16 protein-coding genes are annotated in these 15,463 nt (G+C 46.9%); 8 read left to right on the forward strand and 8 right to left on the reverse strand.

Going from position 1 to position 15,463, the window contains the following annotated elements; translation table 11 throughout:
• Nucleotides 1-16 precede the first annotated feature (16 nt).
• Together ONE56_RS12160 and ONE56_RS12165 are read left to right on the forward strand one after the other, a co-directional pair.
• Entirely contained in the window at nt 17-1,012 is a 996-nt protein-coding gene (locus ONE56_RS12160; RefSeq protein WP_423840510.1) for a WD40 repeat domain-containing protein, read from the forward strand.
• 254 nt (nt 1,013-1,266) lie between these two features.
• Nucleotides 1,267-1,494, forward strand: coding sequence for a SlyX family protein (locus ONE56_RS12165; RefSeq protein WP_041155018.1), 228 nt, complete (start codon nt 1,267-1,269; stop codon nt 1,492-1,494).
• Between the two features lie 65 nt (nt 1,495-1,559).
• Here ONE56_RS12165 and ONE56_RS12170 read toward each other — a convergent pair whose 3' ends face one another.
• The 5 genes from ONE56_RS12170 to kefG form a co-directional block, all read right to left on the reverse strand.
• A complete protein-coding gene (locus ONE56_RS12170) occupies nt 1,560-2,501 on the reverse strand; it encodes an isoaspartyl peptidase/L-asparaginase family protein (RefSeq protein WP_423839938.1) in 942 nt (313 codons plus the stop codon).
• A 308-nt stretch (nt 2,502-2,809) separates the two neighbouring features.
• Nucleotides 2,810-3,385, reverse strand: a complete 576-nt coding sequence (gene slyD / locus ONE56_RS12175; protein WP_041155016.1) for a peptidylprolyl isomerase — start codon at nt 3,383-3,385, stop codon at nt 2,810-2,812.
• Nucleotides 3,386-3,476: 91 nt separating this feature from the next.
• Nucleotides 3,477-3,677 (reverse strand): YheV family putative zinc ribbon protein, encoded by a 201-nt coding sequence (locus tag ONE56_RS12180; RefSeq protein ID WP_041155015.1) that lies wholly within the window; start codon nt 3,675-3,677, stop codon nt 3,477-3,479.
• Nucleotides 3,678-3,710: 33 nt separating this feature from the next.
• The gene (gene kefB / locus ONE56_RS12185; RefSeq protein ID WP_331438940.1) at nt 3,711-5,507 is read right to left on the reverse strand and encodes a glutathione-regulated potassium-efflux system protein KefB; all 1,797 of its coding nucleotides are present in this window, start codon (nt 5,505-5,507) and stop codon (nt 3,711-3,713) included.
• On the reverse strand, nt 5,491-6,084 hold the full coding sequence (gene kefG / locus ONE56_RS12190; protein WP_423839939.1) for a glutathione-regulated potassium-efflux system ancillary protein KefG: 594 nt from the start codon (nt 6,082-6,084) through the stop codon (nt 5,491-5,493). The genes kefB and kefG overlap by 17 nt, the downstream gene beginning before the upstream one ends.
• 207 nt (nt 6,085-6,291) lie before the next feature.
• Here kefG and ONE56_RS12195 point away from each other — a divergent pair, with 207 nt between their 5' ends.
• The 6 genes from ONE56_RS12195 (at nt 6,292) to crp (ending at nt 11,934) form a co-directional block, all read left to right on the forward strand.
• Nucleotides 6,292-8,211, forward strand: a complete 1,920-nt coding sequence (locus tag ONE56_RS12195) for an ABC transporter ATP-binding protein (RefSeq protein ID WP_331438938.1) — start codon at nt 6,292-6,294, stop codon at nt 8,209-8,211.
• The gene (locus ONE56_RS12200; protein WP_423839940.1) at nt 8,208-8,696 is read left to right on the forward strand and encodes a TIGR02444 family protein; all 489 of its coding nucleotides are present in this window, start codon (nt 8,208-8,210) and stop codon (nt 8,694-8,696) included. The genes ONE56_RS12195 and ONE56_RS12200 overlap by 4 nt, the downstream gene beginning before the upstream one ends.
• Nucleotides 8,697-8,774: 78 nt before the next feature.
• Nucleotides 8,775-9,782 carry a hydrolase gene (locus tag ONE56_RS12205; protein WP_331438936.1) on the forward strand — a complete coding sequence of 336 codons (1,008 nt, stop codon included), beginning with the start codon at nt 8,775-8,777 and terminating at the stop codon, nt 9,780-9,782.
• 97 nt (nt 9,783-9,879) lie between these two features.
• On the forward strand, nt 9,880-10,092 hold the full coding sequence (locus tag ONE56_RS12210; RefSeq protein ID WP_041155011.1) for a YheU family protein: 213 nt from the start codon (nt 9,880-9,882) through the stop codon (nt 10,090-10,092).
• Between the two features lie 104 nt (nt 10,093-10,196).
• Nucleotides 10,197-11,066 (forward strand): phosphoribulokinase, encoded by an 870-nt coding sequence (locus ONE56_RS12215; protein ID WP_041155010.1) that lies wholly within the window; start codon nt 10,197-10,199, stop codon nt 11,064-11,066.
• Nucleotides 11,067-11,301: 235 nt separating this feature from the next.
• Complete coding sequence (gene crp / locus ONE56_RS12220) at nt 11,302-11,934, forward strand: cAMP-activated global transcriptional regulator CRP (protein ID WP_005381432.1); 633 nt, start codon at nt 11,302-11,304, stop codon at nt 11,932-11,934.
• A 128-nt stretch (nt 11,935-12,062) separates the two neighbouring features.
• On the opposite strand, the gene ONE56_RS12225 is transcribed toward crp, so the two are convergent.
• From ONE56_RS12225 to astA, 3 genes are all read right to left on the reverse strand, one after another.
• On the reverse strand, nt 12,063-12,854 hold the full coding sequence (locus ONE56_RS12225) for a DUF1338 domain-containing protein (protein WP_423839941.1): 792 nt from the start codon (nt 12,852-12,854) through the stop codon (nt 12,063-12,065).
• 100 nt (nt 12,855-12,954) lie between these two features.
• On the reverse strand, nt 12,955-14,415 hold the full coding sequence (gene astD, locus ONE56_RS12230) for a succinylglutamate-semialdehyde dehydrogenase (protein WP_423839942.1): 1,461 nt from the start codon (nt 14,413-14,415) through the stop codon (nt 12,955-12,957).
• 27 nt (nt 14,416-14,442) lie between these two features.
• Entirely contained in the window at nt 14,443-15,462 is a 1,020-nt protein-coding gene (gene astA / locus ONE56_RS12235) for an arginine N-succinyltransferase (protein WP_423839943.1), read from the reverse strand.
• Between the last annotated feature and the right edge of the window lies 1 nt (nt 15,463).

Below are 15,463 nucleotides of genomic sequence, written 5' to 3' on the forward strand. Positions count from 1 at the left end.
CGGATTATTAGATGTGATACAAAGAATTTCTCATTTATTCCTATATTTAGTTGTCATCACAACGTTAAATGGCTGTTTTTTCATCGAGCAGGAAGTACAACGTTGGCCAATTGAACCCCAAGGCTCAACCAGTTTCGCACTGAGTAGGGATGGTCGGTTTGGTTTGCTCTATTCGCAACAACACCATCTGATGTTATGGGATTTAGAACAAAATGAACCACTCGCTCAACTCGGAGAACTGGATGCAGACAAAAATACGGTCTCCCATATTCGCTTTTCTGACAACGGTCGCTATGCGGTTACCGCGAGTCAAATGAACTTTGCAGTCTGGGATCTCGGCTGGAGTCAGTCTAAAGGACTTTGGTCTATTTCAGACGCACTAATCCGAGACATTGACATCACCAACAATGGCGAACAAGTCCTACTTGGGCTTTCAAACGGTAAAGCCATTTACGTCAATTTAGTCACCGGACGGCGCTTGGAGTTCCTTGCCCACCGAGAAAAAGTGAACTCTGTTGCGATTTCGCCTAACGGCCGCTTCGCGCTCACCGGCGGAAATGACTACAAAGCCTACTTATGGGACACGGAATCAGGTCAGATTTTACGTACCTTTGAACATGAACAAAGAGTTGTGCGTGTGGCATTGCAACGGGATGGAAAACTGGCGATGAGTTCTGATGGGGGTAATCAAGCGATTATCTGGAACTTAGAAACGGGAGAGCAACTATCCCAACTGCGCAGTTGGTCGCGCCAATTGATTTTCTCTACCGCTCGTTTTTCCGATGATGGGCATCAACTGGTTACTGGAACCCCTTCGGGTCGAGTCTCGGTGTGGGAGACGAAAACAGGTAAGCGCGTTGCTAGATTTGAAGTGGAACCGAAAAAAGATACTCGCCCTCCACGTGCGGTCGTGTATGATGCAGCCTTTGATTCCAAACAACGTGTAATTACTGCCACTTCCGCAGGCATCGCCCAAGCTTGGCAGTTAGGGCCTGTTGACCTTTCGAAATGATTTTTGCAGCTGTTTGTGGGGGTTTTATACTAGGCAGAGGCTTTGAAATGTAGTTATTCTACCTGATAAGCTGATAACGCAGTAGAAAGGCCCCACAAACGCTGCCCGAAGGGTTCGGTTAAAAGCGCTTTACTCTTTGTTGAGAGGTGTTTTGCTTAGAATAACTAGGCTACAAACCTCTCGCCGCGATTAAAACGCTTTTACCTCGAACAAAAATTAACCGCGAAAGAACAACAGACCCTAAAGAACGGATCATGACAGAAAAACTAATTCAGCAACTGGAAGCGCGCATTAATGACCTTGAGTGTCAGGCCGCCTTTCAAGAACAGACGATTGAAGATCTGAACGAAGCGCTGGCTCAACAGCAGCTTTTGATCTCTAAGATGCAAGATCAAATGAAGTACGTGGTGGGGAAAGTGAAAAACATAGATTCATCTGAAATGAGCGATCCAGCCAATGAGCCACCACCGCCACATTACTAATGTTGAAATTGCTCGATGATATCAATAAAGCCCAGCCCTGACTGGGCTTTATACTGTTATCACACTTACTCATCAGCGTAGATTTTGATATTTAATTCACCTTGCGTGTTTATCCCCGCACGGTACATACCAGAACTGTTCATCGCAAAATGCAGCTCACCTTGCGCATCAATGGCAATTAAACCGCCTTCTCCGCCCATGGTTTTGAGTTCACCTTGAATCACCGCTTCGCTGGCGGTATGAACATCTTCTTGCAAATAGCGCATACGTGCCGCCACATCTTCTGCCACACGTTTACGAATAAAAAACTCACCTACGCCGGTTGTAGACACAGCAACGACGCCATTTTCCGCAACGGTCCCACAACCAATGAGAGCAGAATCCCCTACTCGTCCATACTTTTTATTGGTCACACCACCAGTGCTCGTCGCAGCAGCTAAGTTACCATGCTGGTCCAACGCCACCGCGCCTACCGTGCCGTGTTTACGATCATCTGGGTACTGCGATTCAGAAAGCGCAAACAGCCCCTTTTCTCGCATCGACAATAATTGTTCATAACGGCGATCGGTGAAAAAGTAATCCTGTTCGGTGTATTGATGTCCCTGCTCGAAAGCAAATGCTTCCGCACCTTCTCCGATCAGCAGAACATGATGGCTGTTTAGCATCACATCTCTTGCTAGCTCAATCGGATTTTTAACATGCTTGATGCCAGCAATAGCGCCTGCAGCTAAGCCATTGCCGTCCATAATCGAAGCGTCCATCTCAACCATTTCTTTGTGAGTGAGCACCGAACCTTTGCCAGCATTAAAATGAGCAGAGTCCTCAAGTACTTTAACTGCTGCAACAACTGCATCAATGGCTGTACCGCCATGTGCGATAACATGATGCCCTGTTGTTACCGCCGTCTCTAAATCCGCCCTGATGGCTTGTTGCAATTCATCACTCATGTGCTCACGCAAAATCGTGCCAGCGCCGCCGTGAATCGCGATAGAAAATGGTTTACTCATACGTCGTCCGATAGGTTAGTTTCAGGGTTATACCAATCACAGTGAATAAGTGCTCAGAAATAGCGTAGGAAAAATGCTTGAGAACAAGGCGCAATTTTGCGGTAAGTAGTTATTCTACAATCAACCTACTTTATAAACGAGAAAGGCTACGAAGTTATCGAGTATTTTAACAAGCTAGAATGACCCGTTATTTACTACGATTGGTATTCTTAGCACGACACCGCAGATAAATAAAAAGCGCGAGTTGAAACCTCAACTTGCGCTTTTTAAAGCTTTATTAGATGCGTTTATCTAAATGAGTGCTGCGATTAGTGAGAACCACAACCGCCACCGCCACAACATTCGTGGTCGTCGCCTTTATCTTCGCCACCACAGCAGCCACCTTCATGATCGTGGTCATGGTCATGGCCACAGCCGCCCGCTTGATGAACATGACCGTGTTCGATCTCTTCCGCAGTCGCTTCACGAGTCGCCATCACTTCAACTTCAAACGTCAGTGTTTGACCAGCAAGCATGTGGTTGCCATCAACCACAACTTCTTCTCCGTCAACTTCCGTCACTTCGACCGGGATTGGACCTTGATCGGTATCAGCAAGAAAACGCATGCCAACTTCGATTTGATCAACGCCTTGGAAAACGTCAGCAGGAACACGCTGTACTAGCGCATCACTGTGCTCACCGTAAGCTTCTTCAGGAGCCACCGTTGCAGAGAACTTGTCGCCAGCCACTTTACCGTCAAGCTCTTTCTCAAGCCCTGTAATTAGGTTGTTGTGACCATGTAGGTAATCGAGAGGCGCTTCAGCTGTAGATTGATCCACAACGACACCATCTTCCAACATTACTTTGTATGCGAGGCTTGCAACAACGTTCTTTTCAATTTTCATACTAACTCCAGAGAGGTTCATTGACTTAACCTGAACGGGGTTAAGTACTGGGGTAACAGGGGTATTATGGGGATCAATTATCGAAGTTCAATTATTCCGGCTTAAAAATTCCGATCATTTCCTGCTCTGAGTGTTTATTTTTCTCTACAGATTGCGGTTTACGCTGTTCGCTAAAGCCACACTCGACACACTCGACTAATTCAATGTTATTTTCAATCCACCAGCGTAAAGTATCTTGCTGACTGCAGTGTGGACAACTCGCGCCCGCAATAAAACGTTTTTTAGCTTTCACTATTCTTCCTTTCTCGCGCATTTTCTACGCGTATTACTTCCAATGATTTGGCGACTGTCGGTCACTTTCCATCTCACGACCAAAGATCTCTTCAAGCTCTTTACGGGCTTCTTTAGCTCGCTGAGCGAGCTTCTTGTCTTCGTTATGTTGAGGTAATAAGTCTTCTAGCATAGCATTATCTAATTTACGAAAATGTGCTTCTGCCCGCTTTGCTTGGTATGGATGCATACCAAGTTCAATCAGTGTTTGACGGCCAAGGTCAAGCGCACCCAAAAAGGTCTCACGCGAATAATTAGGTACGTCGTGACTGATCAATTGATAAGCCTCGACACGGCTGCGTGCGCGGGCGAGCAATTTAAGGTTAGGAAAATGATCTCGGCATATCGCCACAATCGCCATCACCTCATCCGGAGAGTCAGTACAAATCACCAAGGCTTCCGCTTTGTCTGCACCAGCGGCGCGTAACAGATCAATCTGAGTCGCATCACCATAAAACACTTTGTAACCATACCTACGCAACAGATTGATCTGGCTAGCATCGCTTTCTAAAACCGTCACTTTGATTTTATTGGCATACATGAGTCGTCCAACTACCTGACCAAAGCGACCAAACCCAGCAATGATGACGCGCGGACTGCGATCAATGACTTTCGTACTTACTTTTTCTTGTTCCTGATTTAACGTATGCGCAAACCACTTTTTCTGCCCCATCAGGATCAACGGTGTGGTCACCATAGACATACTAACCACCACCAATAAAAACGCGACTTGCTCCTTCGTTAAAATGCCCTCTTGATTGGCTGCGGTGAAAATGACAAAAGCAAATTCTCCTCCTTGGCTTAATATCGCGGCCATTCGGCTACGCGCCTTTGAACTCACTCCCGCCACTCGAGCCAATCCATATAGCACCAACCCTTTTACGACGACCAACGCAACAACCGCAGACAAAATTTGCAGCGGATACAACGCCAGCAATCCTAGGTTCACCGCCATACCCACAGCAATAAAAAACAAACCAAGCAGTAAACCTTTAAATGGCTCAATTGCAATTTCCAGCTCGTGGCGGTATTCACTTTCCGCCAATAAGACTCCGGCCAAAAAGGTTCCCAATGCCATGGACAGACCGAGTTTTTGCATCACCACGGAAATGCCCAGAACCACCAGCAAAGCCGCGACCGTAAATAGCTCTCGAACCCCACTCATGACCACAAAACGAAACAAAGGACGCAGTAAAAAGTGCCCCCCGATCAACAACGCAATGACACTCCCCAGCACCGTCAATACATCAATCCAGCTCCCTGAACTTTGCCCTCCGGCTAACAGGGGTAACACCGCAAGCATCGGAATCACCGCAATATCTTGAAACAGCAGAACGGCAAAACCAGATTGCCCCGTTTCAGTACCATTAAGCCCTTGCTCCTCAATGACTTTCAGTGCGATTGCAGTGGAAGACAACGCAAGTCCCATCCCAACCACCAGACTGACTTGCATGCTCAAACCAAACAGATTGATAACGCTGCCCAATACCACGGTAGTGACCACCACCTGAGCCCCACCCAGGCCTAGAATCGGCCCTCTCATCTGCCATAATTTTTTCGGATTCAGCTCCAGACCAATCAGAAAGAGCAGTAATACGACCCCGAGTTCAGCAAAATGCAGAATCGCATCGACATCACTGATCAATCTGAGTCCCCATGGACCAATTAGTACGCCGGCAAGCAGATACCCTAGTACCGAACCAAGTCCAAACCGTTGCGCTATTGGTACTGCAATCACCGCTGCAGAGAGAAAAACCACGCTACTTTGTAGAAACTCACTGGTCATCGCCATGTTCACCTCCCAATTCGTTTAACGGCCAACCTTGAAGCGGATTGGTTAACCATTGACGATAACACTCGGCATGCTCATAACGTTCAGCATCGGAGACATTCCGCGACCAGTACAAGACTAAGGGCTCGATCCAATTCATTTGACATAATGCTGCTGACAATTCAAAGGGTTGTAAAATCTGTTCTAACGGGTATTTGTTATACCCCTTGGTACTAAATGCCTCCTCTTTGCCACCTGTGGTAATCACACTGCGCCAATATTTACCTTTGAGCGCACACCCCTCACCAAAGGCAAACCCTTTACCCAGAACACGGTCTAACCATTCTTTTAACAGCGCAGGGCAGGAATACATATAAAGAGGGTGATGAAACACAATCACATCATGCTCTAACAGCAGATTATGCTCATGTTTGATATCAATAAAGAAGTCCGGATAAGCCCCATATAAATCGTGCACCATTACATGTTCAAGTGATTGGATTTTCTTAATCATCACTTGATTTGCAATGGAGTTATGTGGCTCTGGATGGGCATAAATGACCAGAACTCTTGGGAGATTAGGCGATGCTGCAGCCAAGTGATCATCCTTGTGGTTGTTTTTATCCGTTATCAAATTGTTATACGTTTTTGTGCCGCATAATGCAATTAAAGCGAATCCATCGACTTTTACCGCCAATACCCCTACTATTCACCGCAAGATATCCAAAGCATAAAAATCGTACGCCAGACACCATTTTGGTAGACGAGCAAGCAACGCGCACTGCGCAAAGTGAACGAAAACCTTATGATTACCTTCTCTGACATTCAGCTACTGCGTGGCGGTAAACCTCTACTAGATCACGCCTCAGCCACCATCCACCCTGGAGATAAAGTGGGTTTGGTTGGCAAAAATGGCTGCGGCAAATCGACTCTATTTGCTTTACTAAAAGATGAACTATCGATTGATGCAGGTTCATTCAGCCAACCCCAACAGTGGGAACTTGCTTGGGTCGCACAGGAAACTCCGGCCCTAGACCGCAGTGCACTAGAATATGTCATTGATGGGGATCGTGAGTATCGCGATCTTGAAAAACAACTCGCCGATGCAGAAGAAAAAGACCAAGGTACGTTGGTCGCAGAATTGCATGGCAAAATCGAAACTATCGGTGGCTACAGCATTCGTGCCCGCGCTGCGGAATTATTAGATGGATTAGGCTTTAGCCAAGAGCAGATGAGCTGGAGTCTTACTCAGTTTTCTGGTGGTTGGCGTATGCGCCTTAACCTAGCACAGGCACTACTGTGTCGCTCTGATTTGCTATTGCTCGATGAGCCAACCAACCACTTAGACTTAGATGCAGTCATGTGGCTAGAACGCTGGCTGCAAAACTACCCTGGCACGTTGATCTTAATCTCCCATGACCGAGATTTTTTGGATCCAATCGTCGGTCGCATCATTCATATCGAGAACCAACAATTGAATGAGTACACGGGCAACTACTCGTCATTCGAAAACCAACGTGCGCAGAAAATGGTGCTACAGCAAGCCATGTTCGAAAAGCAGCAAAAGCAAATGTCGCACATGCAAAGTTATATTGATCGTTTCCGTTACAAAGCCTCCAAAGCGCGTCAGGCTCAGAGCCGGATTAAAGCACTGGAACGGATGGAAAAAGTATTGCCTGCACAGTTTGATAATCCATTTAGTTTTCAGTTCCGTGAGCCTGCCGCATTACCGAACCCTATCATGATGATGGATGAGGTTTCGGCAGGTTACGGTGACCATTTAATTCTGGAAAAAATACGCCTTAATCTGGTACCAGGCAGTCGTATCGGCCTACTGGGTCGTAACGGTGCGGGTAAATCAACCTTGATCAAATTGCTCTCTGGTGAACTCAGCGCCCAAGGTGGTGACCTGACCTACTCGCAAGGGGTCAAAATCGGCTACTTCGCCCAGCATCAATTAGAGACCCTACATCCAGAAGAAACCCCGCTGCAACATATGATGCAGATCGCACCGGATCAAACCGAACAGCAACTGCGCGATTACTTAGGCAGCTTCGGTTTTCAAGGCGATAAGGCACTGGAGAAGGTTGCCCCTTTCTCCGGCGGTGAAAAAGCACGCCTTGTTTTAGCACTGGTTGTTTGGCAAAAGCCGAATCTACTGTTGCTCGATGAGCCGACCAACCACTTGGATTTAGACATGCGTCAAGCGCTGACGATGGCCCTGCAAACCTTTGAAGGCGCCATGGTAATCGTCTCGCACGACCGCTACCTGTTGCGAGCGACAACCGATGATTTATACCTAGTGCATGATCGCCAAGTGGCTCCGTTCGATGGAGACCTGAACGACTATTACAAGTGGCTAACAGAACAACAAAGGGCAGAACGCAAAGAAGCGCAGGCGTCACAACCTGCTAAAGACAGCACCAACAGTGCAGCGGCCAAAAAAGAACAAAAACGCCGCGAAGCAGAGTTTCGTAAACAGACCGCGCCAATTCGCAAAACCCTGACACAGTTAGAAAACAAAATGGATAAGTTAGGTGCTGCACTGGCAGAAGTAGAAGCGCTATTAGCAGATAACACGCTGTATGACGCCGAAAATAAGTCTAAACTAAATGATGCGCTGGCACGTCAAGCATCCAGTAAGTCGGAGCTTGAAGAAGTCGAAATGGAATGGATGTCTGCACAGGAACAGCTGGAGCAGATGGAGGTTGAGTTTAATCAATGACCAATAAACACGCAGAATACACCTTGACTCTGGAACATTTATGGCAGTTTAGTCTGCAATTTTATGGTGTGCGAGAAGTCAAAGAAGCGTGCTTATCTTTACAAAACAACTATCACGGCAACGTGAATCTGCTGCTGCTGCTCAGATGGCTGGACGAGCAGCAGCTTATATTTCAGGAAAAAGACTGGCACCTGGTGCAAAGCTGCCTTGGCCGCAGCGAAGCATTACTCCACTCATTTCGCGACTTACGACGCCATCTCAAGTCGCAAGTCAACGACACCTTGTATCGGGAATCATTGCAATTTGAACTGCAACTCGAAAAACAGCAACAAGCGGACTTAGTGGAATGCATCAACTCACTCCGTTTAATAAAAAACGATGGTGACCCACTCACACTGCGTTACTGCCGACAGTTGGGAGGTGAGCATTTGCAGCACGCTTTTGCTATTCCGGTACCAAACATTCACCCACAGAGACACCCATAAACCTGTAGAATACCTATAATATAGTTATATCAATAAGCCCTCCCATGGATGCTGGAGGATAAATGAGAGCAGTTAGGTATGACACAATTTATCGCAGCCGCTGGGATTAAAAACCCGCACCTTCAGACGTTATTGCCTCGCTTCATTAGGAAAAAGGCGTTGTTTTCGCCTGCCTGGCAAACTTTGGACACCCTTGATGGCGACTTTCTTGATCTGGCCTGGAGCGAGGACGCCAGCCAAGACTCAGCAAAGCAAAAACCCATTTTTATTCTTTTTCACGGACTAGAAGGCTGTTTCTATAGCCCTTATGCTAATGGGCTAATGAACGCCTTTTCCCAATCAGGATGGTTATCTGTGATGATGCATTTTCGTGGCTGTAGTGGCAAACCCAACAAAACAGCCCGTGCTTATCACTCTGGTGAAGTTACCGATGCACGCTACTTTTTAGAGCACCTTAACGAACGCTTCCCGGATAACCCCAAAGTCGCGGTAGGGATTTCCCTTGGCGGTAACATGCTAGCCAACTACTTAGCTCAATACCGCGAGGATCCCATACTCACAGCCGCAACGATTGTGTCTGCACCGCTTGATTTAGCCGCTTGTGCTAGCCGAATCGAACAGGGGTTCTCAAAAGTCTATAGACGTTACTTATTATCTTCGCTCAAACGTAATGCATTGCAAAAACATGATTTATTGCATGGTGAACTGGCCTTGTCGTATAACTCGATCAAACGCGTGACCCGGTTATATGAATTCGACGATTTGATCACGGCACCACTGCATGGTTTTAAAGACGCACAAGACTACTATGAACAATGCTCTGGGCTATCCAAGTTAAAGCAAATTACCTTACCGACCCTTATCATTCATGCGAAAGACGATCCCTTTATGACCGATGACGTTATTCCTAAATTCGTGCTACCCGATAACATCGACTATCGACTTTACGAACATGGTGGTCATGTCGGTTTTCTCTCTGGGAGTACTTTAAAACCCACATTTTGGTTGGAAGAAGCGCTGCCTGCATATTACGAATGTATTGCCGCCGAATACCTGTCTAAGGTATCGCCTCGCCATACACAGTAAATGTGATCCACATTCAACCAGCCCTCCCCCATTCAAGCCATTGGTGTAGCTAAACAACTCGGCTACCAACGGCTTATCATAAAATTTAGAGGTATTTATGATTATTCCCTGGCAAGACATCTCACCAGAAACTCTGGAAAACTTAATTCGTGAATTTGTTTTGCGTGAAGGTACCGATTACGGGTCAACCGAAGTCTCTTTGCAAGACAAAGTCGATCAGGTAAAAACTCAGTTGGAGAAAGGGGAAGCCGTCATTGTCTTCTCTGAGCTACACGAAACCGTAGATATTCAACTAAGCGCAAAGTTCTAACACCTACTCAATGACATGCGTTTATGACGTGCTATAGTGGGTCATCAACCGTTCAGCAGCCCATTGTTGAACAGACAGGTACGTAAATTTCGACAAGGTTTGTCATGTCAGCGAAACACCCAATCATTGCGGTCACCGGTTCTTCCGGTGCCGGCACGACCACTACATCTGAAGCCTTCCGTAAGATGTTCAATATGATGAACGTTAAACCCGCTTGGGTAGAAGGTGACAGTTTCCATCGGTTTACTCGCCCTGAGATGGACATTGAGATTCGTAAGGCTCGCGAACAAGGTCGACACATTAGCTACTTTGGTCCACAAGCGAACGACTTTCCCGGCTTACAAGATTTTTTTCGTCAGTATGGAGAAGATGGCACAGGCAGCATACGTCGCTATCTGCACACTTTTGACGAGGCAGTGCCGTATAATCAGATGCCGGGTACGTTTACTCCCTGGCAAGATCTCCCAGAAAACAGCGATGTACTCTTTTATGAAGGGTTACATGGCGGCGTCGTTGATGGGGATGTCAATGTCTCGCAGCATGTGGATTTTCTGATTGGGATGGTGCCGATCGTTAACTTAGAATGGATTCAAAAATTCGTTCGTGATACGCGAGACCGAGGACACTCTCGTGAAGCCGTCATGGATTCGATTGTTCGCTCCATGGACGACTACCTGAACTACATCACGCCACAGTTTTCCCGCACGCACATTAACTTTCAGCGCGTGCCAACCGTGGATACGTCAAACCCGCTGAATGCGAAAGGCATTCCAAGTCTGGATGAAAGTTTTGTCGTCATTCGACTGCGCGGTATCAAGAAAGTCGACTTTCCTTACCTATTGGCGATGATCGATGGTTCGTTTATGTCGCGTCATAACACCATTGTGGTGCCAGGGGGGAAAATGAGTTTTGCCATGGAGTTGATTGTGCGACCAATCCTACAACAGCTTATCGAAACGGGAAAAATTGGCTAAAAACCTTGCTGCTTAGGTGTTTACTTTTCATACCGTGATCATGTGCACAATTTTGCGTACAAATTCTCAATCATGGCACGATTAAAATCAAGAAATCGTTTTAGAAAAAGGATACTATTTCTTACCGAGACACAAGAGAGCTTGCACCATACAATAAGTGTTCTTATTCTAGTGAATCTAAGTGAAACTAAAATATGGATAGCGCAAGCGTACCCTGCAGAGGAAGTGAGATATTATGGTTCTAGGTAAACCTCAAACCGACCCAACATTAGAGTGGTTTCTTTCACATTGTCATATTCATAAGTACCCATCAAAGAGCACGCTGATTCACGCAGGTGAAAAAGCGGAAACGTTGTACTACATCGTCAAAGGCTCTGTCGCGGTTCTTATCAAAGACGAAGAAGGTAAGGAGATGATCCTTTCTTACCTCAACCAAGGAGACTTTATTGGTGAACTTGGTCTATTCGAGGAAGACCAAGAGCGTACAGCTTGGGTTCGCGCTAAATCTCCTTGTGAAGTTGCTGAAATTTCTTTCAAGAAATTCCGTCAGCTGATCCAAGTTAACCCGGACATCCTAATGCGCCTTTCTGCGCAGATGGCTCGCCGCCTTCAAGTTACTAGCCAAAAAGTGGGTGACCTAGCGTTCCTAGACGTAACTGGTCGTATCGCTCAGACGCTTCTGAACCTTGCGAAACAACCAGATGCAATGACTCACCCTGACGGCATGCAAATCAAGATCACTCGTCAAGAAATCGGTCAGATCGTTGGCTGTTCTCGTGAGACAGTAGGTCGTATCTTGAAGATGCTAGAAGAGCAGAACCTGATTTCTGCTCACGGCAAAACCATCGTGGTTTACGGTACTCGTTAATCCTGCATTAACCGACCGGCAATCAATAGAAAAAGCCACCAATGGCAACATTGGTGGCTTTTGTTGTATTTACGACACAGATACAGAGTGACTACCCAGATGTGGTATAGGCAATGCAGACGGTAAAATTAACGGTTCGTACTTTCAAAGATTTTATCCGCTGATGCCGCCACAAATCCAGGGTAGAGGTCACCGTTTTCCATTGGATACCGCTTAGCAAACTCATAAAATCCGCCAGGGATGTTCTCTGTTCCTTCGGTGAACATCACGGTGACTCTGTCCGCCATCGTTGACGATTGCTCAAGCAGAACCTCAGGTGACCCTTTCACCTCTCCGCCAGACTCGTTAATCACAAAACCCGCCTGACGAAGATGATCATTCACTTGTTTCACCTCATCAAACTGACTTAACTGGTTGACACTCACCGTGAAATGATTGGCGCCATAACCGTGAGCAGCCAACCAAGAGGCGTATTCGCTCTCCTTAGCTAAAGTCTGAAAATCAGCAAAACTGAGCTCCCACAAACGTCCAGCATATAAAAACTCGTGCCCCGCAAGCTGACTCTGATTCACTTGTGCCACTATCTTCGCCACGATGGTTTGCAGTGCTGCAGAACACTCTTCGACTTTGAGTTCACTGATAAAAACTTTTGGCAGCTTCGGATCCGGATGCTCGTAGTGCTTAGCGATCAGTTTTTTGCTTTCAAATACGTAGTCACCACACGCTTTATACCCTACCGCTAAAAACGGCTTTGCGAGCGTTTCAATACCAAGAGGGGCAACATTAAAAGTACGCAGTGCAATATGATCATTAATTAATGGCTCATCTTCCTGAAGCAGCTGATGGACTTTAGCTGCTGAAGGACAAAGGCGCTGAATATAGTCTTGCCATAATGATTTGAATAATACATCGGGCGTCATAACCGCTCCTTGTTACGAAATGCATGGGTTCAACGATAAGATGACTGCTCGTCCACAGCCCTAGGGCCGTCCAGAATAATGGTCGAGCAGTCCAGTCTTGTCACGATAGGCTAACACCAGGACTCAATGCCGCTGGCAATACCGTTTCTTGGCCTTCCATCGAGGCCATTGGGTAGGCACAATAATCCGCTGCATAGTAAGCACTTGGACGAAGGTTACCTGACGCTCCCGGACCACCAAATGGTGCGTCACCGCTGGCGCCCGTCAATTGGCGGTTACGGTTGACGATACCAGCGCGGATATGATCAACGAAGTATTCCCATTCTTGGTCATCAGTAGAAACAAGGCCAGCAGATAAACCAAAGCGGGTATCATTGGCCAACGCCACCGCTTTTTCGAGTCCTTCGTAGCGCACCACCTGAAGTAAAGGACCAAAGTACTCTTCATCGGGAAGTTCAGCGATATTCGTCACATCAATGATGCCCGGAGTCACAAACGCGGCTTGAGCAGCCTTCGCTTCGACCAAGCTTTCCCCACCTAACGATTGTAGATTGGCTTGTGCGTCGAGGATAAATTTCGCTGCTGCAAGAGAAATCTGCGGTCCCATAAACGGGGCAGGCTCAGCAAAGGGCTGATCGACACGAATCGATTGGGTTGTAGTGACTAACTTGGCAATCAACGCATCCCCTTTCTCCCCCTTTGGTACATATAAGCGGCGAGCACAGGTACATCGTTGTCCTGCACTAATAAAAGCAGACTGGATGATGGTATACACCGTCGCGTCTAAGTCACCGTACTTTTCTGAAATGACCATCGGGTTATTGCCCCCCATTTCGAGGGCAAGCATTTTATCCGGTTGACCCGCAAACTGACGATGTAGGATATGGCCCGTATTGGCACTACCTGTGAATAATACGCCGTCGATGCCTTTTGCATCAGCAAGTGCGATACCAGTCTCTTTGGCCCCTTGCACTAGGTTGATCACCCCCTTCGGTAAGCCAGCCGCTTCCCATAGTTTCATGGCCAACTCACCCGTCCAAGGCGTTTGTTCAGACGGCTTAAATACCACGGTATTACCCGCTAACAGTGCCGGAACAATATGACCATTTGGCAAGTGCCCCGGGAAGTTATACGGGCCAAACACCGCCATCACACCCAGAGGTCGATGACGTAAAACGATTTGGTTGCCAGCCGCTTCACGCGTCGCTTCTCCGGTGCGTTCATGGTAGGCACGAATTGAGATAGCAATTTTGCCAGCCATCGCCGCAGCTTCTGTACGAGTTTCCCAAATAGGCTTTCCCGTTTCTTTAGCGATCACTTCTGCTATCTGCTCACTGTTTTCTTTTACCTTTTCGGCAAACGCCAACACTATCGCTTCACGTTCAGTAAAAGGGCGATTTTTCCAGTCAACAAAAGCAGCACGGGCAGCAGCGACTGCTTGATTAACTTGCTCTGCTGTCGCCCCCTTTCCTTGCCAAATCACTTGTTGATCATAAGGAGACAGAGACGTTAATGCTTCCCCAAGTCCTTCTACCCATTCACCTGCAATCCAATGTGTCATTGTTTTCTTCCTACATTCTGTCATCTGTTATTGAGCCAGAAGGCGCACAAAGTCCCCTTCCTCAACCAATAGCGCGTCCGCAAGTTCTGGTGCCAGAATAACCGTTTGCGTTTCTGAGTCGTACGAGGCTTTTGCTGCCGCAGCACGGAAATTCTCAAAGGATGAGTTGCACATCAAGTAATCTTGCATGCTGTCATGCTCAGCCACTTTTACTTTGGCTCTAAACGATTCACGCACAGACTCAATATTACGCAAATCACATTCCACCGTCGGACCCGCATCGAAAATATCGACATAGCCGCGATTGGTAAATCCCTCACGCTCTAACAACTTTAAAGCTGGGCGAGTATTATCGTGAACTTTGCCAATCACAGCTTGAGCCTCTGGACTTAAGAGATTGATATATATTGGCAATTTAGGCATTAAGTCAGCGATAAACCCTTTATTGCCAATCCCTGTCAAATAATCCGCTAGTGTAAAGTCAATCGAGAAGAAGTGTTCCTGTAGCCATTGCCAGAATGGTGAATTACCATTTTCATCTGACACACCACGCATCTCAGCAAAGATGGTTTGCGAAAAACGCTCTGGATGTTCCGCCATCATCAAAAAGCGGCACTTTGACATCAAGCGACCATTCAAGCCACCGCGGAACTTCTCACGTAAAAACAACGTACAGATTTCGCTGCTGCCAGTGAAATTGTTGCCAAAGGTCAAAAGCTTAACGACATTATTAACACCGAGTTTCGGTGAAGAATGGACAACTTTACTGATATGGTATGAGTAAAATGGAACATCCCAGCCAATCGATGCTTCGATGCCGGTGGTACCTGCGACTTCCCCCGTCTCGGAGTCAAAGCCGACCATCAGGTAACCTTCATCACCAGCTTCCGTTACGTCCGGTTTGTGAAAACTGTACTCTGAGTGTTTGATTCGATTGGTTAACAGTTCTTCGTTAACCGGCAGTGATGTAAATCCATGACCAGACTCAACCGCACAAGTGTGCAGTGATTCATAATCAGACATTGCAATAGGGCGAACAACTAGCATC

The organism is Vibrio mytili (genome assembly GCF_049563345.1).
Taxonomy (GTDB): domain Bacteria; phylum Pseudomonadota; class Gammaproteobacteria; order Enterobacterales; family Vibrionaceae; genus Vibrio; species Vibrio mytili.

Coding starts and splice junctions, on each gene's coding strand:
- ONE56_RS12165 (WP_041155018.1), top strand. CDS start 1,267: ATGACAGAAAAACTAATTCAGCAACTGGAAGCGCGCATTAATGACCTT.
- ONE56_RS12170 (WP_423839938.1), bottom strand. CDS start 2,501: ATGAGTAAACCATTTTCTATCGCGATTCACGGCGGCGCTGGCACGATT.
- slyD (WP_041155016.1), bottom strand. CDS start 3,385: ATGAAAATTGAAAAGAACGTTGTTGCAAGCCTCGCATACAAAGTAATG.
- kefB (WP_331438940.1), bottom strand. CDS start 5,507: ATGGCGATGACCAGTGAGTTTCTACAAAGTAGCGTGGTTTTTCTCTCT.
- ONE56_RS12195 (WP_331438938.1), top strand. CDS start 6,292: ATGATTACCTTCTCTGACATTCAGCTACTGCGTGGCGGTAAACCTCTA.
- ONE56_RS12200 (WP_423839940.1), top strand. CDS start 8,208: ATGACCAATAAACACGCAGAATACACCTTGACTCTGGAACATTTATGG.
- ONE56_RS12205 (WP_331438936.1), top strand. CDS start 8,775: ATGACACAATTTATCGCAGCCGCTGGGATTAAAAACCCGCACCTTCAG.
- ONE56_RS12210 (WP_041155011.1), top strand. CDS start 9,880: ATGATTATTCCCTGGCAAGACATCTCACCAGAAACTCTGGAAAACTTA.
- ONE56_RS12215 (WP_041155010.1), top strand. CDS start 10,197: ATGTCAGCGAAACACCCAATCATTGCGGTCACCGGTTCTTCCGGTGCC.
- crp (WP_005381432.1), top strand. CDS start 11,302: ATGGTTCTAGGTAAACCTCAAACCGACCCAACATTAGAGTGGTTTCTT.
- ONE56_RS12225 (WP_423839941.1), bottom strand. CDS start 12,854: ATGACGCCCGATGTATTATTCAAATCATTATGGCAAGACTATATTCAG.
- astD (WP_423839942.1), bottom strand. CDS start 14,415: ATGACACATTGGATTGCAGGTGAATGGGTAGAAGGACTTGGGGAAGCA.
- astA (WP_423839943.1), bottom strand. CDS start 15,462: ATGCTAGTTGTTCGCCCTATTGCAATGTCTGATTATGAATCACTGCAC.